The 20,215-nt window shown below is 64.2% G+C and carries 16 protein-coding genes; 4 read left to right on the forward strand and 12 right to left on the reverse strand.

What is annotated here, in order from left to right:
• Positions 1–73: 73 nt before the first annotated feature.
• The 8 genes from BLU39_RS07340 to BLU39_RS07375 all read right to left on the reverse strand — a co-directional run bounded on the left by BLU39_RS07340 (position 74) and on the right by BLU39_RS07375 (position 9,590).
• The gene (locus tag BLU39_RS07340) at positions 74–2,068 is read right to left on the reverse strand and encodes a MacB family efflux pump subunit (protein WP_092711513.1); all 1,995 of its coding nucleotides are present in this window, start codon (positions 2,066–2,068) and stop codon (positions 74–76) included.
• A gap of 5 nt (positions 2,069–2,073) precedes the next feature.
• Positions 2,074–3,261, reverse strand: a complete 1,188-nt coding sequence (locus tag BLU39_RS07345; protein WP_092711515.1) for an efflux RND transporter periplasmic adaptor subunit — start codon at positions 3,259–3,261, stop codon at positions 2,074–2,076.
• A gap of 91 nt (positions 3,262–3,352) precedes the next feature.
• Positions 3,353–3,694, reverse strand: a complete 342-nt coding sequence (locus tag BLU39_RS07350) for a DUF3325 domain-containing protein (protein WP_092711517.1) — start codon at positions 3,692–3,694, stop codon at positions 3,353–3,355.
• Positions 3,691–5,394: a PepSY-associated TM helix domain-containing protein gene (locus BLU39_RS07355; RefSeq protein WP_175539235.1), complete on the reverse strand. Its 1,704-nt coding sequence runs from the start codon at positions 5,392–5,394 to the stop codon at positions 3,691–3,693. Before BLU39_RS07355 ends, BLU39_RS07350 begins: the two co-directional genes overlap by 4 nt.
• Positions 5,391–5,669: a hypothetical protein gene (locus BLU39_RS07360; protein ID WP_217635060.1), complete on the reverse strand. Its 279-nt coding sequence runs from the start codon at positions 5,667–5,669 to the stop codon at positions 5,391–5,393. The genes BLU39_RS07355 and BLU39_RS07360 overlap by 4 nt, the downstream gene beginning before the upstream one ends.
• 114 nt (positions 5,670–5,783) lie before the next feature.
• Complete coding sequence (locus BLU39_RS07365; protein ID WP_217635054.1) at positions 5,784–7,982, reverse strand: TonB-dependent siderophore receptor; 2,199 nt, start codon at positions 7,980–7,982, stop codon at positions 5,784–5,786.
• Positions 7,983–8,076: 94 nt separating this feature from the next.
• Positions 8,077–9,084: a FecR domain-containing protein gene (locus BLU39_RS07370; RefSeq protein ID WP_175539236.1), complete on the reverse strand. Its 1,008-nt coding sequence runs from the start codon at positions 9,082–9,084 to the stop codon at positions 8,077–8,079.
• Positions 9,081–9,590, reverse strand: a complete 510-nt coding sequence (locus BLU39_RS07375; RefSeq protein ID WP_092711523.1) for a sigma-70 family RNA polymerase sigma factor — start codon at positions 9,588–9,590, stop codon at positions 9,081–9,083. The genes BLU39_RS07370 and BLU39_RS07375 overlap by 4 nt, the downstream gene beginning before the upstream one ends.
• A 239-nt stretch (positions 9,591–9,829) precedes the next feature.
• On the opposite strand from BLU39_RS07375, the gene ffh reads away from it, so the two are divergent.
• Both ffh and BLU39_RS07385 read left to right on the forward strand, forming a co-directional pair.
• Positions 9,830–11,197: a signal recognition particle protein gene (ffh, locus tag BLU39_RS07380; RefSeq protein WP_034746567.1), complete on the forward strand. Its 1,368-nt coding sequence runs from the start codon at positions 9,830–9,832 to the stop codon at positions 11,195–11,197.
• Between the two features lie 430 nt (positions 11,198–11,627).
• Positions 11,628–12,023, forward strand: a complete 396-nt coding sequence (locus BLU39_RS07385; protein WP_071650146.1) for an SWIB/MDM2 domain-containing protein — start codon at positions 11,628–11,630, stop codon at positions 12,021–12,023.
• A 143-nt stretch (positions 12,024–12,166) separates the two neighbouring features.
• On the opposite strand, the gene BLU39_RS07390 is transcribed toward BLU39_RS07385, so the two are convergent.
• Together BLU39_RS07390 and BLU39_RS07395 are read right to left on the reverse strand one after the other, a co-directional pair.
• Complete coding sequence (locus BLU39_RS07390; RefSeq protein WP_092711525.1) at positions 12,167–12,793, reverse strand: lytic transglycosylase domain-containing protein; 627 nt, start codon at positions 12,791–12,793, stop codon at positions 12,167–12,169.
• On the reverse strand, positions 12,790–14,529 hold the full coding sequence (locus BLU39_RS07395) for a proline--tRNA ligase (protein ID WP_092711527.1): 1,740 nt from the start codon (positions 14,527–14,529) through the stop codon (positions 12,790–12,792). The genes BLU39_RS07390 and BLU39_RS07395 overlap by 4 nt, the downstream gene beginning before the upstream one ends.
• 204 nt (positions 14,530–14,733) lie before the next feature.
• Between BLU39_RS07395 and BLU39_RS07400 the strand changes: the two genes are divergently transcribed.
• Entirely contained in the window at positions 14,734–15,366 is a 633-nt protein-coding gene (locus tag BLU39_RS07400) for an RNA pyrophosphohydrolase (RefSeq protein ID WP_092711529.1), read from the forward strand.
• Positions 15,367–15,464: 98 nt separating this feature from the next.
• Here BLU39_RS07400 and mqo read toward each other — a convergent pair whose 3' ends face one another.
• Positions 15,465–17,063 carry a malate dehydrogenase (quinone) gene (gene mqo, locus BLU39_RS07405; RefSeq protein WP_198511217.1) on the reverse strand — a complete coding sequence of 533 codons (1,599 nt, stop codon included), beginning with the start codon at positions 17,061–17,063 and terminating at the stop codon, positions 15,465–15,467.
• A 441-nt stretch (positions 17,064–17,504) separates the two neighbouring features.
• Between mqo and BLU39_RS07410 the strand changes: the two genes are divergently transcribed.
• Complete coding sequence (locus tag BLU39_RS07410) at positions 17,505–17,927, forward strand: DUF1841 family protein (protein ID WP_034746547.1); 423 nt, start codon at positions 17,505–17,507, stop codon at positions 17,925–17,927.
• Here the strand turns inward: BLU39_RS07410 and BLU39_RS07415 are convergent.
• On the reverse strand, positions 17,924–20,203 hold the full coding sequence (locus tag BLU39_RS07415) for a nitric-oxide reductase large subunit (protein WP_092711533.1): 2,280 nt from the start codon (positions 20,201–20,203) through the stop codon (positions 17,924–17,926). The two genes, BLU39_RS07410 and BLU39_RS07415, sit on opposite strands and share 4 nt — an antisense overlap.
• Positions 20,204–20,215 lie beyond the last annotated feature (12 nt).

The raw sequence follows: 20,215 nt of genomic DNA on the forward strand, positions 1-20,215 counted from the left end.
ACCGCGTGTTGGAGCCAGGGCAACATTTTTTTGCCGGCAGCCACGCCGCCGGCCTTGTTGCCACTGTCTGACATTACGGTCCCGCCAGCGCCACGACCGGATCGAGTCCCGACGCCTTGCGCGCCGGCATGAAGCCAAACACCAGCCCCGTCACCACGGCGCAGGCAAACGCGCCGGCGATGGCGCTGAGCGAAAAGATCACGGGCACGTCCCACACCAGCAGCAAGCCGGCCACCGTCACGCCGACCACGATGCCGGCCACGCCGCCCACCACCGACACCAGCACGGCTTCCGTGAGGAACTGGCGCAGGATGTCGCGCCGGCGCGCGCCCGTCGCCATGCGGATGCCAATTTCGCGCGTGCGTTCGCGCACCGTCATCAGCATCACGTTCATGACGCCGATGCCCCCCACCACCAGGGAAACTGCCGCGATCAGGCTGAGCATCATGGTCATGTTGTCCTGCGTCTTCGCTTCGGCGGCGATCGACGCGGCCGCGTTGCTGATGCCGTAGTCGCGGATGCGGTGGCGCTCGAACATGGTGGCGTCGACCGCCGCCTCCACCTCCGTCACGCGCTTGACGTCGTCCACCGCCATGACAGTGTACGTGGGCTCGCGCTGGCCGAAGACGCGGATGCCGGCCGTGGAAAACGGCAGCAGCAGCACGTCGTCTTCATCCTTCTCGCCCGTCAGCGCGCCCTTCGCGCTCATCACGCCGATCACCTGGAACGGCACGTTGCCAATCAAAATGCTCTGCCCCACGGGATTGGGCACGTCGGGCATCAGTTTTTCCGCCAGGTGCGCGCCCAGCACGGCCACGGTGGCCATCTCGCGCTCGTCTTCCTCGGTAAAGAAGCCGCCCTTGCCCACGGGCCAGGTCTGGATCTGCGGCAGGGCCGGCCCCGTGCCGCGCACATAGGTCTGCACGTCGAGGTTGCCGTGGCGTATCACCTTGTTGCCCGTGACATTCGGCAGCACGTGGGAAATGCCCGGCACGTCCTTGAGCGCATCGAGGTCGGCCAGGGTGATGCTGCGCCCGGGGATGCGCGAACTTTCGCCGCGCGACGCCATGTACAGCAGATTCGAGCCGAAGGCGCCCAGTTGCGCCATCACCTGCTGGCGCGTGCCCAAGCCGATGGCCAGCATGACGATCACGGAAGCGACGCCGATGACGATGCCCAGCAGGGTCAATCCCGTGCGGAAGCGGTTGATCCACAGCACGCGCCAGGCCGCGCGCGCCGCGTCGAGCAATTCCGTGCCCAGCGACGCCCCTGTATCGTGGGCGGCGCGCGACATGTCCAGCGGCGGCAGGGCCGTCGACGTGGCGGGAATGGCGACGGCGCCCGAGTCCGCCACGATTTCGCCATCGCTGATCTCGATCACGCGGCGCGCCTGGGCCGCCACCTTGCGGTCATGCGTAATGAGGATGATGGTGTGGCCCGCGTCGGCCAGCTCGCCCAGCAGGGCCATGACTTCGGCGCCGCTGCTGCTGTCTAACGCCCCCGTCGGTTCATCGGCGAGGATGATGCGCCCGCCATTCATCAGCGCGCGCGCGATCGACACGCGCTGCTGCTGCCCGCCCGACAACTGGTTCGGCCGGTGATCCAAACGCTCGCCGAGGCCCAGGCGCTTGAGCAGCGCTTCCGAGCGCGCATGGCGGGCCGCGGCGGGCATGCCCGCGTAAAGGGCCGGCACTTCCACGTTTTCGCGTGCCGATTCCGTGGCGATCAGGTGATAACCCTGGAAGACGAAGCCGAACGCTTCGCGCCGCAGCCACGCCAGTTCATCGGGATTCAGGCTGGCCACGTCCTGGCCAGCGAAGCGGTATGTGCCGTCGCTGGGACGGTCCAGGCATCCAAGAAGATGCATCAGGGTCGACTTGCCGGAGCCGGAGGCGCCGACGATGGCGACGAATTCGCCGGCGCCAATCGACAAGGTCAGGCCGCGCAGCACTTCCACGGCCGGCGCACCATCGTGGCCGCCGTAGCGCTTGCGAATGCCCTCCAGTTCAATCAGTGGCGCCGGCTGGCCAGGTTCTCCGGGGTTCCCCAGCGACGCGGCCTCGCTCATCGCGCTCACAGCTGGAACCTGCTGGCGCCGCTGTTCGATGGCTGCTCGCCCGTGACCAGCAATTCGCCTTCGCGCAAGCCTTGCAACACTTCCGCGCTGAGGCGGTTGCGCACACCGACGGTGACGGCGCGCGTATCGACCTTGCCGTCCGCACCCATCACGCGGGCCGTGAACTGCCCCGGCTTGGCGCCTTCTTCCGTCGACGGTTTCAGGGCTGGCAAGGGCACGGCCAGCACATTGTTCGCCGCCGCCGTGACGAACACCACTTGCGCCGTCATCTGCGGCATCAATTCGCCATCGGCGTTATCGACGTCGAACAGCACTGTATACAAGATCACCTTGCTGGTCGACGGCGCCAGGGCCGTGCCGGCGGCGGAACCACCGGGTACTGGCGGGGCCGGCAGCACTTGCCGCACCTTGCCGCTCCAGCGCCGCTGGTCGCCGCCCAGGGTGGTGAAGTACACGGGCATGTCCGGGCGCACGCGGCGCACGTCCGCTTCCGACACTTCCGTCCACACCGTCATGGCCGACAGATCAGCGATGCGCAGGATATTCGGCGTCTGGTACGTGGCGTTCAGGGTTTGCCCTTCCTTAGCATCGAGGCCCACGACCTTGCCGGCCATCGGCGCGTAGATGCGCGTATAGCCGAGGCGCGCTTCGTCCGCCTTCAGGCTGGCCTGGGTCTGGGCTATCTGCGCCTTCAGGTGGTCGATCTTGGCGCCGGCCGAGGCCAGGGTGGCTTCGGCCGCTTCCAGGTCGGCCAAGGGGGTCGAATCGAACTTGGCCATCTGCTTCTGGCGCACGTGCTGCTGGCCCGCCAGGCGGTGCTGCGCCTGCTGGTCGGCCAGCTGCGCGCGCAAGCCCGCCAGCGCGGCGCGGCCCGCATCGACCGTGGCTTGCTGCACGCTGGGGTCGATCTCGGCCAGCAACTGGCCTTTATCGACGTCGCTGCCCGGCTGCACGTGCAGCCGCGTGATCTGGCCCGACACCTGCGCGCCCACGTCGACGTAGGTTTGCGGCTGCAGGGTGCCGATGGCCGTGACGCTCGCTTCGATGTTGCCGCGCTTGACGGGCGCCGTGTCGAACACGGTGCTCGGGCCGCGCGTGGCCCACAGGGCGCCGGCGCCGAACAGCGCCAGCAAGACCACGCCGCCCAGGATACGGGCGCGGCGCGTAGGCAGGCGGGCCGCCATCAGGCAGCCGCTTTCAATATATTCAAAACATCAATCGGTGTCGCCAAACGTGAAAAGTGCATCGGTCTATCCTTGAAAATGGCGGTGAATATCACCGCAGGAACGTCACAAGACCTGCCAGCGCGGCGACGGCTGCCAGCAGGGAACTACACAACAGCAAGCGGGGCGCATACGGCAGCAGCAGGGCCACCAGCAGCGCGCCGCCCGATATGAAACCGAGCCAGGCGACGACGCCGACGGTAGCGCTCCAGCCGGCCACGCAGGGCCAGATGGCCAGCGCCAGCAGGACGGTGCCCGCCAATTGCAGCGCGCGCCGCACATTCGGCGCCGCGTCCCTGCCCCAGACCTGGCCGTGGTGGCGGTCCATCGCCAGCGAGAGGCTGGCCATGCCCGCATACGACAGGCCCAGCGCGCACAGGATGGCAGGGATCATGACTGTCCTTCCGTATTGATTTGCAGGCTGGCCGTGGGCGCGGCGCTTTCCCTGGCCGCGGCCTTTTTCACGGGCTTTGCCTTGCGCTTGTGGACTTTCCACGCGCCCCAGGCGGCCAGCAGGCCGAAGGCCATGCAGCCCAGTTCCACGCCGGCGCTTTCCCAATCGCCGCGCGCGACCTGCGCCGGCAGGTTGTCGCCCGTGCTCAGGACATTCAGCACGGGCAGCAGCAAACACAGGGCGGCCAGCAAGCCCAGTTGCTCGATCCACGCGCGCTTTTCCGCGCGCAGGCAGGCGTGCGCCAGCATCACAAACCACACGCCGAAGAAGGCGCGCAATTCCCAGCCGGCGCGGTGCTCGACGCCGACGGGGATCAGGCGGTTGGCCCACAGGAAGCCCACGCAGGCGATGGCCAGGCCGGCAATGGCCGCCACGTTCAGGCAGGCGACGATGCGGTACACGCGCTGCGTGCAGGCGCCGAACTCGCCGCCGGACTTCTGGCGGCGCTTGACCATGAAGAGGATGGCGCCCGTGCCCATCATGGCCGTGCCGGCCAGGCCGCAGAAGAAGTACAGCCAGCGCATCGGCGTGCCGCCAAAGCCCGCCATGTGCAGGTTCGACATGACGGCGCGCGTCAGGCCCGCGCCGCCCGTATCCGACTCGCCGGGACGGCGCAAGGCGACCTGTTCGCCCGTGGCCAGCGCATAGCAGGCCCTGCCCGTATTGGCGCTGAGGCGTTCCATCGTGTCCGTCTCTTCATTCCAGCCATACATGCACACGCGCATGGAGGCGTCGTTCGGGTTGTCCAGCACCACGGCGCGGATGTCCTGGCCGATGGCTTGCTCGGCGCGCAGCGCGAACGGTTCCAGCGCGGGAATGGCCAGCGGCTGGCCAGTCTTGACGGGCTTGCCCACATCGTTCCAGTCGGCCAGGAAGGCCTTCTTGGCGTTGTCCATGCCGTATTGCGCCGCCACGGGAGCCGGCACGTAGTCATCGCTGAAGAAGGCCAGGCCCGTGTAGGCGATCATGAACTGGAACGGCAACGTCAGCACGGCCACCGCGTTGTGCGCGTCGAGCCACGAACGCTGGCCCTTGGCCGGGCGGAAGGTGAAGAAATCCTTGAAGATGCGCTTGTGCGTGATGACGCCGCTCACCAGCGCCACCAGCATGATCATGGTGGTGATGGCAACGATCCACACGCCGATGCGTCCCGCGTGCAGCTCGTAGTGGAAATCGACGAAATGGTGGCCGCCGATGGTGTCGCGCTGCGTTGCCTCGCGCGCATGTTCGATGACGGCGCCCGTCAGCGGGTCGAGATCCGCCGAGCCATAGCCGCCGGCGGGCTGGAACCAGTAGGCCGACAGGCCGTGGCCGGGACGCTGCACGGGCCAGATTTCCCACATGTCCGCCTTCGGGTGTTCCTTCGCCATGAAGTCGAGCGCCAGTTCCAGGCGGTGCCCACGATCCGTGACCTTCGGCAGCGGCGGATCGTTCGCATGGGCCGCCTCTTCCAGTGCATGTTCGGGCGTCATCCAGTGGGTGATCGGTTCGTCGAAGACGGCCAGGGTACCGGTCAGGAAAATGGCGAACAGCAGCCAGGAAATCCACAGCCCGCTCCATGTATGCAGCCAGGCCATGGCTTGGCGCAAGCCGCCCTGCTGCGGCGTTTTGGCCACTTTGTCTACCTTGACGGCGTTCATGCGGCACCCCGCGACAGCAGCAGGCCAAGGCCGCCGCAGGCGATGGCCGGCAGCAGCATGCCCAGCCAGGCGCGGCGCAGGTCCTGCACGGCAAAGACCCAGATGACGGCGCAGGTATAGACGACGAAGGCGCTCAGGGTGGCCGTCAGCACGGCTTCGGCGCGCGACAGCGGCAGCACGGCCGCCAGCAGCACGGCCACGCCGGACGTCAGTGCATAGCCGCCAAAGACGGCGGCGAGCACGCGCGAGAACAACATCATGTGGGCCGCTTTCATCATCGCGGCGCTCCCTGCGGCATACGCTGGCGCGCGCCAGCGCGGGCCAGATTCAACTGCACTTCCATAAGCCAGGCATCCTTCATCAAGATAGATCATTCAAAAGCGGTTGTTTTACAGTTTGTAGTTCAAGGTCAGCATCAGGTTGCGCGGCGTGCCCACCATGTTGCCGAAGACATCGGAATAGATGCTCTGGTAGTAGTGCTTGTCGAGCGCATTGTTGACGTTCAGGCGCAGCTCGGCGCGGCTGTCGATCTGCCACGCCGCGTTCAAGCCCACGATCGCGTAGCGGCCCTGGCGCAGATGGTAGGTGCCGTCGTCGGACTCCGTCGCGCCCTGCCCGTACACGGAAGCGCCCACGCGCCAGCCCTGCGCCGCGCCGGACAGGCGGTAGCTGGTGGCCAGCTTGAGCTGCTGGCGCGGATAGCGGCTATTGAAATCCTTGCCGATATTGGCCGGATCGCTGTCGCGCTTGAATTGCGCCTTCACATACGTAAAACCGGCCGACAGCTGCCAGTCCGGCGTCAGCGCGCCCGCCACGTCCAGCTCCACGCCTTCGCTGCGCACTTCGCCCGACGCGCGCTGGCAATAGCCCCAGGTGCTGCCCGGGCACGGGTTCGGGCCGGCCAGGTCGTCCACGCCACGGTTTTGCTGGCGGATCTGGAACACGGCCGCGCTGGCATTGAGGGCGCCGCCGAAGTATTCGCCCTTCACGCCCGCTTCATAGTTGGTGCCGCTGATCGGCTTCAATGGCTGCGCATGGGCGTCGGTGGCCGCCTGCGGCTGGAAGATTTCGGTCCAGCTGGCGTATACGGAATGCTGCTTGTCGAGGTCATACACGACGCCGGCGTACGGCGTGAATTCGCGCGCCACCGAATAGCCGGCATCGTCCTTGTACCAGCTCACGCGCCCGCCCAGCACCAGCGACAGCGGGTCGGCCAGGCGCATGCGGGTGCCCGCATACACGCCGCTTTGCTCGGTGATGCTGGCCGTGCGCCACTGCGCGTAGTTGATGACGGGACGCGCCACGCTGCCCGCATCCCAGTGGAACGGGTCGAGCACCGGCGCCGCCGCGCCCCAGCTGTATGGCGCCCAGCCGCCATAGCTGTTTTTCGACGAACGGCGGTGGCTGGCGCCGACGGTCAGCTCGTGCTCGCGGCCGAACAGGCTGTAGCTGCCGCTCGCATACGCGTCATAGCTGGTGTTGGCCAGCTCGGCGCGGTAGCTTTGCGAATTGAAGCGCAGGGTGTCGCCGCGGCGGTTGATGCCGGAAAACGTCGTGTCGATCTCGGGCGTCTTGCGCGTGGCCGCCAGCTTGGCCTTCCAGCCATTGGCGAAGCGGTGTTCCAGTTCGGCGAAGATGGTCTTGTCTGTCTGGCGCCAGTCGTCGAAATCGCTGCCCAGGTAAGTGGAACGGGGCAAATTCAAAAAGCGTCCGTCGGCGGCCGTCACCACGCCCGTCGAGACGCCGTCGTTGTCCGTCTTGCGGTAGTGCGCGCCCACGGTCAAGGTGGTGTCGGGGCGCAGATCCGCTTCGATGATGCCGTACAGCTGGTGGTTGCGGCCATGCAGCACATCGACAAAATCCTTCTTGTCCTGCACCGTCACGACGATGCGCCCGCGCAGGGTCTTCGCTTCATTGAGCGCATTGGCCGCATCGGCTTCCAGGCGGTAGTTGCTCCAGCTGCCCACGCTCGCCGAGAGTGACGCTTGCGGCGTGGCCGTCGGGCGCTTGCGCACCATGTTGATGGCCGCGCTGGGCGTGCCGCTGCCCGTCATCAAGCCCGTGGCGCCGCGCACCACTTCGATGCGGTCGTAGATGGCCAGGTCGTCATTGTCGCCATTGAAGGTGTTGTTCGCGCCCAGGCTGGTAGGCAAGCCATCGAACAGGATGTTATCGACGGGGAAGCCGCGTGCGCTGAAACTGCCCGAATCGCCCGTAAAGTTACCCTTTTGCATGACCAGCCCCGTGATCGACTGCACGGCGTCGTCCAGGGTCGTAATGCCCAGGTCGTCGATCTGCTGGCGCGTCAGCACGCTGACCGACTGCGGCGTCTCGCGCAGAGACAGGTTCAGCTTGGTTGCCGTATTGCTCACGCCCGTCGTGTAGGAGCCGCTGCCTTCCGTTGTCGCATCGCGCCCCGCCGTGACGGACACGCCGAGCATGGTCTGCTCGGCGGCGGGGGTGGCTGGCGCCTGCTGCGCGATGGCCGGCAGGCTGGCGGCAAGGCACAGGGCCGCAGCCGCTTGCGCCAGCGGACGCAATGCGCAGTGAGAGGATGGCAAACTGACAAAATTCAAAGCGTGAGACATGCAAGTTCCTGATAGTAGTGGCGTCATCAGACGGTGAAAAACAGGCGCCCTACTCTGTAGGTGCCGCGAAAACGAAAAACGGGCAGCCGGATGGCTAAATATTTTTTAATGACATGGCCGGTTCGACCGTCACCCAGTAGCGCGTGCGGCTGCGCACCTGCACCGGCAATGAGTTGGGCAGCATGTTCAGGATGCGCTGGGTGTCGGCCAGCGGGAACACGCCCGACAGGCGCAGCTGCGCCACCGCCGGTGCGCAGTCGATCACGCCGGGGCGGTAGCGGGCCAGTTCGGCCAGGAAATCGCCGAGGCTCACGTCGTCGACGATCAGCTGTCCGCGCGACCAGGCGTCCGCATACGCACCGAGGGCGTGCGGCGCATCGGGCGCCTGGCGGGAAAATGCCACGCCGTGCCCGGCCGCCAGCATCAAGGGTGCGCCGCTGCCGTCGCGGGGACGGATTTCAACGGCGCTGTCAAACACGTCCACGGCGCTGTAGCCATCCTGCTGGCGCACGGCAAAGCGCGTGCCCAGCGCGCGCACCAGGCCTTCGCGCGTGGCCACCACCAAAGGCGCGCCGCTGCCGGCGCCATGGCCGCTGGCGACGAGTATCTCGCCGGCCAGCAGTTCGATCAGGCGGCGGCTGGCGTCGAAACGCACGTTCACGGCCGATCCCGTATTCAGGCTGAGCACACTGCCATCGTCCAGCGCCACCTCGCGCCGCTCGCCCGTGGCCGTGCGATAGTCGGCGCGCAGGGTGCGCACGCCATCCCAGGCATCCGTCTGCGCGGCCAGCATGGCGCCGCCGGCCGCCACGCCCAGCCACGCCAGCAACTGGCGCCGCTTGCCGTTGACGGCTTGCTGCTGCGTGCCGGCCAGCGCCTGCGCGGCCGCACCGCGGTGCAAGCCGTTGAAGCGCCGCGACACGGCCTCGATATGCCGCCAGGCCCGCTCATGCTCGGGGTCCGCCTCGCGCCAGCGCTGCCAGGCGGCCTGCCGCGCCGCGTCCATCTCGCCCGACATCAGCATGGTCAGCCACTCGGCCGCCTGCTGTTGCACGTCCTCGCGGATGGCCGCCGGGGCCGCAACACTCCCCACCTTGCTCATGCCGGCAGCGAGAAAAATACCTGGCGGTTGGCGCGCGTCAGGTATTGCTTGACCGAACTGGCCGACACGTTCAGGCGCGCGGCGATCTCGGTATAGCTGAGTCCCTCCAGTTGCGCCAGCAAGAACGCCGTGCGCACGGGCGCGGGCAAGCCGTCGAGGGCCTGGTCGATTTCCTGCAAGGCTTCCAGCGCCAGCAACCGTTCTTCCGGCGCGGGCGCCACTTCCGGCGGCAGGCAAGCGAGCGCTTCCAGATAGGCGTCTTCCAGCACTTGCCGGCGGTAGCGGTGCGCCACCAGGCGGCGCGCGATGGTGGCCAGGAAAGGCCGCGCTTCGCGGATCCGCGGCGCGGCATCGGCCGTCAGCACGCTGACGAAGGTGTCTTGCGCCAGATCCGCCGCCTCGCCCGCATTGCCCAGCTTATGCCGCAGCCAGCCCTGCAGCCAGCCGTGATGGCTGCTGTAGAGCGCGTGCAGGTCTTGTTGCTGTGCAAAATCGGCGGCCGACATGGCATCCCTTTCCGCCCGGGCGTACGGTGCCCGAGAATGTAAATAAGAATTATTCTCATTCTAACCGCGTTCCTGCCGTTCATGCAATCTCGGCATTGCCAGAAATACCAAGTAATTCAAACGCCGGCCAACCGCCAGGCGGTGCAGCGCGGGACCGCCAGCCACCCGCGATAAGGTAAAATGGCGGCCATCGTCCGGCTTGCGCCGCCCACTCCCAAGCTTTTCATTGCAGGTTCATCATGCTAGATAATCTCACCCAACGGCTTGCCAAAGTCGTCAAGACCATGCGCGGCGAGGCGCGCCTGACCGAAGCGAACACCGCCGACATGCTGCGCGAAGTGCGCCTGGCGCTGCTCGAAGCCGACGTCGCCCTGCCCGCCGTGCGCGAATTCATCGCCAAAGTCAAAGAAAAAGCCATGGGCGAGGATGTCATTTCCTCGCTCACGCCAGGCCAGGCCCTGGTAGGCGTGGTGCAGCGCGAGCTGGCCGCCCTGATGGGCGCCGACCTGGGACCGGAAGCGTCGCAGATCAGCTTTGCGCAGCAGCCGCCCGCCATCATCCTGATGGCCGGTCTGCAGGGTGTGGGTAAAACCACCACCGTCGGCAAGCTGGCAAAGTACCTGAAGGAAGAAAAGAAGAAGAAAGTGCTGACCGTCTCGGCCGACGTGTACCGTCCCGCCGCGATCGCCCAGCTGCAATCGGTCACCGCCCAGGTGGGCGCCGACTTCTTCCCGTCCACCAGCACGGACAAGCCGGTCGATATCGCCCTGGCCGCGCTGGACTGGGCGAAAAAGCATTACCACGACGTGCTGATCATCGATACGGCGGGCCGTCTCGGTATCGACGAAGAGATGATGCGCGAAATCGCCGCCGTCCACGGCGCCGTGAAACCGATCGAAACCCTGTTTGTCGTCGACGCCATGCTGGGCCAGGACGCCATCAACACGGCCAAAGCCTTTAACGATGCGCTGCCGCTGACCGGTATCGTGCTGACCAAGCTCGATGGCGATGCGCGCGGCGGTGCGGCCCTGTCCGTGCGCCACATCACGGGCAAACCGATCAAGTTTGCCGGTGTCTCGGAAAAACTCGACGGCCTGGAAGCGTTCGATCCGACCCGCATGGCCAACCGCATCCTGGGCATGGGCGACATCCTCGCCCTGGTGGAAGAGGCGCGCAAGGGCGTCGACAGCAAGGCGGCGGCCGACCTGGCGCAGAAGATCAAGGTCGGCGGCAAGTTCGACATGAACGACTTCAAGGCGCAACTGGGCCAGATGAAGAAAATGGGCGGCATGGCCAACCTGATGGACAAGCTGCCGGCCCAGTTCCAGCAGGCGGCAGGCGGCAAGAACATGGATCAAGCCGATAAACAGGTGCGCCGCATGTGCGGCATCATCGATTCGATGACGCCGCAGGAACGCGCCAAGCCTGAACTGATCAAGGCCACGCGCAAGCGCCGCATCGCCGCCGGCGCCGGCGTGCAGGTACAGGAAGTGAACCGCATGCTGACGCAATTCGAGCAAATGCAGACGATGATGAAGAAATTGTCGGGCGGCGGCATGATGAAGATGATGCGCAGTATGAAGGGCATGATGCCGGGAATGAGGTAAGGCTTCAAAATCCGCTGCGCGGTGGTCTTTGCGGCCGGCGATGCTCACCGTACTTTAGTACGGTTGCGCTTCTCGGCCACAAATACCATCCGCTCGCTGTGATTTTGAAAGCCTTTTTTACGCCGCGTGAGGCGTAGTTCAAGTCAAAAAACATCGTTCTAAATAATGCCGGATTGCATTTTCATGTGTCCGGCATCCTTTCTTTCCTCCCCCGCAGCGCCCCTGCCCGCATAGCCAGCAACCATGCCATTTACGGGCAAAAACGCCATTCCGCGCCCCCAAGCGGTGCGCCCGGGAGACAGGCGCGTCATTTCGCTGCTTTTTCCTCGTGAAAACGTGAAAAACACTTGCATACTAGGTAAATCCACACCAATATTAGCCGTGCGATTAATTGCGCAATTTCCCATGTGTTTGTTAAGGAGGCTCGAAGATGGCAACAGCCAAAAAAACCCCAGTAGCAGCGCCAGCCAAAGCAGCAGCAGCCAAGCCTGCAGCCGCCAAGAAAGCAGCACCCGCAGCCAAAGCGGCAGCTAAACCTGCAGCGGCGAAGAAAGCGGCAGCACCGGCAACACCACGCAAGCCAAACGCAGCATTCATGAAAGCAATGACGCCATCGAAAGATCTGGCCGCCGTTGTTGGCGCAGCACCACTGCCGCGCACGGAAGTGACCAAAAAGGTATGGGATTACATCAAAAAACTCGATCTGCAAGATCCGGCCAACCGCCGCATGATCAATGCGGACGACAAGCTGAAAGCAGTTTTCGGCGGCAAAGCCCAAGTCTCCATGTTTGAAATGACCAAACTGATCTCCGATCATTTGAAATAATCAGATACGCACAGGGCGTCTACGCCGTGTGAGTGCCCCGCCGCATCCGCGAGCGGGGCATTTTTTTTGGGGTCAGACCCTGTCGGGTCTGACCCCGGCCGTTGCGGTGGGGTTTAAAAAACATGAAACCCGACCCCAGCCCATCACCCGGCCGGCTTGAATTCCCACTTGCTCCAAGCCGCCCTGACCGCATTCGGATACTCGGCCCTACCCCGGCTGCCGTTGTACCGCCCCAGCGCCAGGTACAAATCGCCCTTTTCCATGTCCAGGTACATGCGCAGGATCGCGCAGCCGTAGCGCAGATTCGTCTGCATGTGAAACAGCTTGCTGCGGTCATGGTCGCCGATGACGCCCGTCCAGAACGGCATCACCTGCATGTAGCCGCGCGCGCCGGCCAGCGAGACGGCATATTTGCGGTAGGCCGACTCCACCTGGATCAGGCCCAGCACGAGGGCCGGCTCGAGGCCCGCGCGGCGCGATTCGTACCATACGGTTTCCAGGAATTCCGTGCGCAGCTGGGCGTCCGGCAGCTTGCGCTGCAGGCGCGACGACATCTGCGACAGCCATTGCTGGTAGCGCTGCAAGTCGGCGGGCGTGGCAAATTTGGGTTGCGGTGGGCGTTCGTCGCGGATCGCATGCGACAGCGCCAGGCGGACGGAGTCGGCCAGCGCCTCCTCCTTCTGGTTGCCGGCCTGCGCCGGAGAGACGCAGGCCAGGCAGGCGGCCAGCGCGAGCGCGCCAGCCGTCTTGCTTACCGATAGACGCTTCACTGCGCCATTTTGCCCTGGATGAAGGCGACGATCTCGTCCGGCGCCACGCCGGTCGCTTCCGCATCGCGGCGGCCCTGGTATTCCAGTTTGCCTTCTTTCAGGCCGCGCTCGCCGATGACGATGCGGTGCGGCACGCCGATCAGCTCCCAGTCGGCGAACATGGCGCCTGGACGCAAGCCACGGTCGTCGACGATGACATCGACGCCAGCGCCTTGCAGGGCCGCGTACAGCTTCTCCGTCTCTTCCTTGACCAGTTCGCTGCGGTCCATGCCCATCGGGCACAGCACGACCTCGAACGGCGCGATCGACGCGGGCCAGATGATGCCCTTGTCGTCGAAGTTCTGCTCGATGGCGGCGCCCAGGATGCGCGTCACGCCGATGCCGTAGCAACCCATCTGCAGCGGCGCAGGCTTGCCGTTTTCATCGAGGAAGGTGGCTTTCATGCTTTCCGAGTACGCCGTACCCAGCTGGAACACGTGGCCCACTTCGATGCCGCGCTCGATGGCAAGCGCGCCCTGGCCGTCCGGCGAAGCGTCGCCGGCGACGACATTGCGCAAGTCGGCCACGATGGCAGGCTCGGCCACGTCGCGGCCCCAGTTGGCGCCCGTGTAGTGGAAACCGGCCTCATTCGCGCCGCACACGAAGTCGCTCATGTGGGCGACCGTGCGGTCCGCCACCACGGTGACCGGGGCCTTCGTGCCGATCGGACCCAAGTAGCCGGGAATCGTGCCGTAGACTTCCAGGATTTCCGCTTCCGTCGAGAAACGGTGACCGGCCAGGCCGGCAACCTTGCCCACCTTGATCTCGTTCAATTCATGGTCGCCGCGCAGCAGCAGCATGAAATGCTGTTTCGTGACTTTCTCGTCCTTGCCCGTCGTTTCCACCGTCAGGGCGATGGTTTTCACGGTCTTCGACAGCTCGATACCCAGCAAGGCAGCCACGGTTTCGCACTTGACGGTGTCCGGCGTGGCCGTTTTCGTCAGCGCCTGGGCGGCGGCCGGGCGCTCGCCCGCTGGCGGCAGCGCTTCGGCCGCTTCCATGTTCGCGGCGTAGTCGGACGTCGGGCAGTACACGAGCGCGTCTTCACCCGTGTGGGCGATGACGTGGAATTCGTGCGAACCGGAACCGCCGATGGCGCCGTTATCGGCCGCCACGGCGCGGAATTTCAGGCCGAAACGCGTGAAGATGCGCGTGTAGGCGTCAAACATGACCTTGTACGACGCTTGCATGCCGGCCAGGTCGCGGTCGAACGAGTAGGCGTCCTTCATCGTGAATTCGCGGCCGCGCATCAGGCCGAAGCGTGGGCGGCGCTCGTCGCGGAACTTGGTCTGGATGTGATAAAAATTCAACGGCAGCTGGCGGTAGGACTTGATTTCCGTGCGCACGACGTCCGTGATGACTTCTTCCGACGTCGGCTGGATCGCGTATTCGCGGCCGTGGCGGTCTTTCACGCGCATCAGTTCGTCGCCCATCTTGGTCCAGCGGCCCGTCTCTTGCCACAGTTCGGCCGGCTGCACGAGCGGCATCAGCAGTTCGATGGCGGCGGCTTTGTTCATCTCGTCACGGATGATGGCTTCCACCTTGCGGATCACGCGCAAGCCCATCGGCATGTAGGTATAGATGCCGGAACCGAGGCGTTTGATCATGCCTGCACGCATCATCAATTGGTGGCTGACGATTTCCGCGTCAGAAGGTGCATCTTTAAGTGTGGAAATAAAAAAACGGGAGGCGCGCATAACGGTGAATTCTTTTTAAAAAGAGAGGGTTATAATCAACCTAATTTTAAAGGATTAGCTGGCTGATGCGTCCATACTTTACACAAATGCGCTCAATTGGTGCGATTCCGGCGCTTTTCGCACCCCGAAAAGGTCACCGGCTTGCGAAGTTGTGGGTAAATATGTAAAAAAGGACGCACTGTCGCAGAAAGTTTGAGGTGCATTATGCTCGACCGTGAAGGGTTTCGGCCCAACGTCGGCATCATCCTGCTAAACGCCCAGAACGAGGTGTGGTGGGGCAAGCGGGTGCGCGAGCACTCATGGCAGTTTCCGCAAGGCGGTATCAAATATGGCGAAACACCGGAACAAGCCATGTTTCGCGAACTTGAAGAGGAAATCGGACTCAGACAGGAACACGTCAAAATTGTCGGCCGCACCCGCGACTGGCTGCGCTATGAAGTGCCAGACCACTTCATCAAGCGCGAGATTCGCGGCCATTACCGTGGCCAGAAGCAGATTTGGTTTCTGCTGAGAATGTGCGCGCGCGATAACGACGTCAATCTGCGCCTGACCGACCATCCCGAGTTCGACGCCTGGCGCTGGCATGAGTACTGGGTCCCGCTCGATGTCGTGATTGAATTTAAACGCGATGTGTACCAGCGCGCCTTGCAGGAGCTGTCCCGCTTCCTGACCTGGCCCGTGCATGGCAACGCACAGCAAGTGCACCGCCACACGTCGCGCTACCTGCGCCAGCCCCATGCGCCACGGGCACAGGACGGTACGGCACCGGCCAAGCCTTGCGACGGCATTGCCGCCGAAGGGTGTACGCCGGAGCTGATTCTGCCGGGCAAGGGATAGCCCGCCGCAATGAACGCACTCTCCCACGCAAAAGGGGCAGCCTGAACAGGCTGCCCCTTTTTTCATGCCGGCAGGAACACCCTGCCGGTCAGGCTGGCTTAGTTTGCTGCCGGTGCTGGCGCAGCGGCGGGTACGTCCAGGGTGATGGCCTTCAGACCCAGGATATTGCTGCTGTAGTGGCGGATCTTGTTGGCCAGGGCCGGGTCGCTGTTCAGCTTTTGACCGTACGACGGCACCATTTCCACCATCTTCGCTTGCCATTCCGGCGTGGCCAGGCGGCTCTTGAATGCCGTTTGCAGCACCTTGATCATGATCGGCGGCGCGGTCGAAGCGCCTGGCGATGCACCCAGCAGGGCAACGATGCTGCCATCGGCGGCGCCCACGACTTCCGTGCCGAACTGCAGCAAGCCGCCTTTGACAGGATCATCCTTGACGATCTGCACGCGCTGGCCCGCGTTTTGCAAGGTCCAGTCTTCCATCTTGGCGTTCGGCAAGTATTCGCGCAGGGTCTTCAACCGGTCTTCCGGCGTGTTCATGACCTGTTCCACCAGGTATTTCGTCAGCGGGATGTTGTCGTAGCCGGCTTGCAGCATCGGTTTTACATTGCCCGTGCCGATCGAGGCAGGCAAGTCGATCCACGAACCGTTTTTCAGGAACTTGGTCGAGAAGGTGGCAAACGGGCCAAACAGCAGGGCTTTCTTGCCATCGATGATGCGCGTGTCCAGATGCGGCACGGACATCGGCGGCGAACCGACGGACGCCTTGCCGTAGACCTTGGCCGCATGCGCCGCCACCAGTTCCGGATTGGTGGTCACCAGCCATTGGCCGCCGACCGGCACGCCGCCGTAGCCCTTGGCTTCAGGAATGCCCGATTTTTCCAGCAGCGGCAGCGAACCGCCGCCGGCGCCGATGAAGACGAATTTGGCGCGCATGGTTTTTTCCTTGCCGGCGTTCAAGTCTTTCACCGTCACGTTCCACACGCCATCGGCGCCGCGCTGGATGTTTTCCACCTGGTGGCGCAGGTGCAGGACCATGCCGTGGCTGTCCGTCAGGTATTTCACGAGACCGCGCGTGAGGTTTCCGAAATTGACGTCGGTACCGATTTCCATGCGTGTCGCCGCCACTTTCTGGCCCTTGTCACGGCCTTGCATGACGAGCGGCGCCCATTGCTCGATCTGCGCCTGGTCTTCCGAGTACAGCATGCCCTTGAACAGGTTTTCCTTTTGCAGCGCGGCATAGCGCTTCTTCAAGAAGGCAATATTGTCGTCGCCCCACACAAAGGCCATGTGCGGCACATTGTTGATGAAAGTTTGCGGCGCGCCCAGGTGCTTATTGGCTACCTGATAAGCCCAGAACTGCTTGGAAATTTCGAATTGCTCGTTGATGGCAACGGCTTTCTTGGTCTCGATGCTGCCATCGGCCGCTTCCGGCGTGTAGTTCAGTTCGGCAAACGCCGAGTGGCCCGTGCCCGCGTTGTTCATCGCGTCCGAGCTTTCGGCGGCCACGGAATCGAGGCGCTCGACCATTTCCATCGTCAGCGACGGATCGAGTTCCTTGAGCATGCTGCCCAGGGTGGCGCTCATGGTGCCGGCGCCGATCAGCAGCACGTCGACCGGTTTTTCGGACGAGGCCGGAGGGGTCTTGTTACATGCCGCCAGGATCAGGCACGACATCAAAAGTAATAGCGATTTACGCATACGTAACTCCGTTTATGAATACTGAAGGATGATTCTTGCGCGCCACCGTGGCGGCACCATCGCTGCATGGAATGCAAACAGCCAGCCAGCCGGAACGCCAGGGCGGCCGGACAGGTCAAGGTCGATGGTGATAGGCATGCTGCCGCGCTCCGGGATAAACCAGGAGCAATATCTGGTGGCAAAGGTGCGGGCAATGGAAGCACGGAGTGACAATAAAATCGCCATCGTGTCCAGAGCAAATATCAAGAGCGGCGATTTTATCACCGTTATTTGGCGCCGCCGGGCCGTGGCGGTAGTGGATAATACTTACTGCAGGGTATTAAATTTCGGTGACTATCGGGTCATGAAAGCGGACGCCGGACGGCAAAAAGGGCATCCTCGATGCCCTTCGTTGACGTACGCGGTACAATGCCGGCTGCCCCATAGCCATATCATTCAGCCATGTTCAACCCCTCTTCCGACGACGTGCGCCGCTTCTTTTGCGACACCTTGCGCAAGCACCGCGCCCATGAAATCCTCACGCCGATGGAAGCCATCGCGCTCGACTGGATACTCGAACACCCCGAGTATGAAAACGAGCTGTCCGACGTCGAAGCGGCGCTGGCGCGCGATTACTCCGTCGAAGGGGGCCAGGCCAACCCCTTCCTGCACCTGTCCATGCATCTGTCGATCACGGAGCAGGTACAGGTGGACCAGCCGCGCGGCATCCGCCCGGCCGTCCAGCAGCTGACCCAGCGCCTCGATTCGGCCCATGCGGCCCAGCACGAGGTGATGGAATGCCTGGGCCAGATGATCTGGGCTTCGCAGCGCTCGGGCTTGCCGCCGGATACAGAGGCTTATATCGACTGCGTCCGCAGGCGTTAACCGGGCCGCACCGCCTGCGGCTGCCGTACAGCTGCTTTCGGCGCCTTGCCCATCAAGCCCAGCACCACCTGCAGCGCCATGGCGATGGCGCCGACGATGAAGACCACGTCGCCGAAAGTGCGTATCCAGCGCAGGTTCTGCAACAGCGGCTGCTGCATGAATGCCTCGCTGCGCGCATACCACAGGCCTTCCGTCACGCTGGCGTGGAACTGGATGATGCCAATCGGCAGCAAGCTGGTAAAGATCATCAGCACCAGTCCCGCGTTCAAGCCCCAGAACGCCGTCTTCATCAAGGCAGGGCTGAAGCGGTAATCGGGACGCAGGTAGCGCAGCACCAGCAAGGTAAAGCCCAGCGCCAGGAAGCCGTACACGCCGAACAGCGCCGCATGCGCATGCACGGGGGTCGTGTTCAAGCCCTGGATGTAGTACAGGGCGACGGGCGGATTGATCATGAAGCCCAGCACACCGGCGCCCAGCATGTTCCAGAAGGCGACGGCGACAAAGCACATCATGGGCCAGCGCAGGTTTTCCATCCATGGCGCGCGTTCCTTCAAGCGCCAGTTTTCCCACGCTTCATGTCCCAGCACGATCAGCGGCACCACTTCCAGCGCGCTGAAGCTCGCGCCGATGGCCATCACGGGCGTGGTGGTGCCGGCGAAGTACAGGTGGTGGAAGGTGCCGGGTATCCCGCCCAGCATGAACAGCGACGCCGATGCGAGGCTGGCCGCCGTGGCCATGCGCACCGACACCAGGCCCAGGGTCGAGAAGATGAAGGCCAGCGCCGTCGTGGCGAAGACTTCAAAGAAACCTTCCACCCACAGGTGCACCACCCACCAGCGCCAGTATTCCATCACGGACAGGTGCGTGCGCTCGCCGTAGAACAGGCCGGCGCCATAGAACAGGCCGATGGCGCCCACGGACGCGGTCAAGAGCGCCAGCAGGTTCTTGTCGCCGCCCGGCTTGCGCAGGGCCGGCACGACGCCGCGCAGCATCAGCACGAGCCACAGCAAAATGCCCACGTATTTACCGATCTGCCACAGGCGTCCCAGGTCCACGTATTCATAACCCTGGTGGCCGAGCCAGAAATTCCACTCGGGCGGCATCACTTGCGCAATGGCTAGGTAATTGCCGATGAAGGAGCCGACGACGACCGCGACGAGGGCCCAGAACAGCACGTCGACACCGAGGCGCTGCCACTTGGGGTCCTTGCCGCCATTGATCAAGGGCGCGAGGAACAGGCCGGCGGCCAGGAAGCCCGTGGCGATCCAGAACAGCGCGGCCTGGATATGCCAGGTGCGCGTGAGCGCATACGGGAACCAGCGCGACACGTCGATGCCGTAGAACTGCTGCCCTTCCACCGTGTAGTGCGCCGTGAAGCCGCCGATGAAGACCTGGAAGATGAACAGCGCCACCACGAGGAACAGATATTTTCCCAGTCCCCGCTGCGAAGGCGTCAGCGCGAACGTGGTGAGCGGGTCGCGCGGACCGGCCGCCGGCAGCGCTTCATCGTGGTCGCGCAGGAAGGCCCAGCCCCAGACGAGGAAGCCCACGCCGGCCAGCAGCACCACCACGCTGGCGACCGACCAGACGAGGTTTTCGCCGCTGGGCTGGTTGCCGATCAGCGGTTCGTGTGGCCAATTGTTCGTATAGGTCACTTTCTGGCCAGGACGCTCGGTGGCGGCGGCCCATGCCGTCCAGAAGAAGAATTGCGTCATCTGCGCGCGCCGCTCGGCGCTGGGCAGGGTGTTTTCCTTCATGGCGAAATGCTCGCGGCTGGCGTGCAGCGCCGGCGCGTCGGAGAACAGCTGGTCATAATAGTGCGCCGTGTTGGCAATCGCTTGCACGCGGCGCGGCGACAGGCGCAACACTTGCGCATCATCGGTGCGGTTGCCCCGGTATTCGAGCTTGAGCGCTTCGCGCAGCGCCGCCTGCGCGGGGCCGTCGAGCGCCGCGTAGGCCTTGCCATGCTGCTCTTGCGCGGCCAGTTCCAGCCAGGCCGTCAGTTCGCGGTGCAGCCAGTCGGCCGTCCAGTCGGGCGCCTGGTAGGCGCCGTGGCCCCAGATGGAACCGAGCTGCATGCCGCCGACCGATTGCCAGGCCGTCTGGCCGTCGAGGATGCCCTCGCGGTCGAACAGTTGCCGGCCATCCTGCGCCAGCACTTGCGCGGGGATGGGCGGCGCCTGCCGGTACACTTCGGCGCCGTAGTAGCCAAGCAGCGAAAACGTCACGATCAGCACACCGATCAGGGTGAACCAGAGTTTTTTATATTGACCCATGGGTCTTTCCTT

It is taken from the genome of Janthinobacterium sp. OK676 (assembly GCF_900103595.1).
GTDB lineage: Bacteria > Pseudomonadota > Gammaproteobacteria > Burkholderiales > Burkholderiaceae_D > Janthinobacterium.

Coding starts and splice junctions, on each gene's coding strand:
- BLU39_RS07340 (WP_092711513.1), bottom strand. CDS start 2,068: ATGAGCGAGGCCGCGTCGCTGGGGAACCCCGGAGAACCTGGCCAGCCG.
- BLU39_RS07345 (WP_092711515.1), bottom strand. CDS start 3,261: ATGGCGGCCCGCCTGCCTACGCGCCGCGCCCGTATCCTGGGCGGCGTG.
- BLU39_RS07350 (WP_092711517.1), bottom strand. CDS start 3,694: ATGATCCCTGCCATCCTGTGCGCGCTGGGCCTGTCGTATGCGGGCATG.
- BLU39_RS07355 (WP_175539235.1), bottom strand. CDS start 5,394: ATGAACGCCGTCAAGGTAGACAAAGTGGCCAAAACGCCGCAGCAGGGC.
- BLU39_RS07360 (WP_217635060.1), bottom strand. CDS start 5,669: ATGAAAGCGGCCCACATGATGTTGTTCTCGCGCGTGCTCGCCGCCGTC.
- BLU39_RS07365 (WP_217635054.1), bottom strand. CDS start 7,982: ATGTCTCACGCTTTGAATTTTGTCAGTTTGCCATCCTCTCACTGCGCA.
- BLU39_RS07370 (WP_175539236.1), bottom strand. CDS start 9,084: ATGAGCAAGGTGGGGAGTGTTGCGGCCCCGGCGGCCATCCGCGAGGAC.
- BLU39_RS07375 (WP_092711523.1), bottom strand. CDS start 9,590: ATGTCGGCCGCCGATTTTGCACAGCAACAAGACCTGCACGCGCTCTAC.
- ffh (WP_034746567.1), top strand. CDS start 9,830: ATGCTAGATAATCTCACCCAACGGCTTGCCAAAGTCGTCAAGACCATG.
- BLU39_RS07385 (WP_071650146.1), top strand. CDS start 11,628: ATGGCAACAGCCAAAAAAACCCCAGTAGCAGCGCCAGCCAAAGCAGCA.
- BLU39_RS07395 (WP_092711527.1), bottom strand. CDS start 14,529: ATGCGCGCCTCCCGTTTTTTTATTTCCACACTTAAAGATGCACCTTCT.
- BLU39_RS07400 (WP_092711529.1), top strand. CDS start 14,734: ATGCTCGACCGTGAAGGGTTTCGGCCCAACGTCGGCATCATCCTGCTA.
- mqo (WP_198511217.1), bottom strand. CDS start 17,063: ATGCGTAAATCGCTATTACTTTTGATGTCGTGCCTGATCCTGGCGGCA.
- BLU39_RS07410 (WP_034746547.1), top strand. CDS start 17,505: ATGTTCAACCCCTCTTCCGACGACGTGCGCCGCTTCTTTTGCGACACC.
- BLU39_RS07415 (WP_092711533.1), bottom strand. CDS start 20,203: ATGGGTCAATATAAAAAACTCTGGTTCACCCTGATCGGTGTGCTGATC.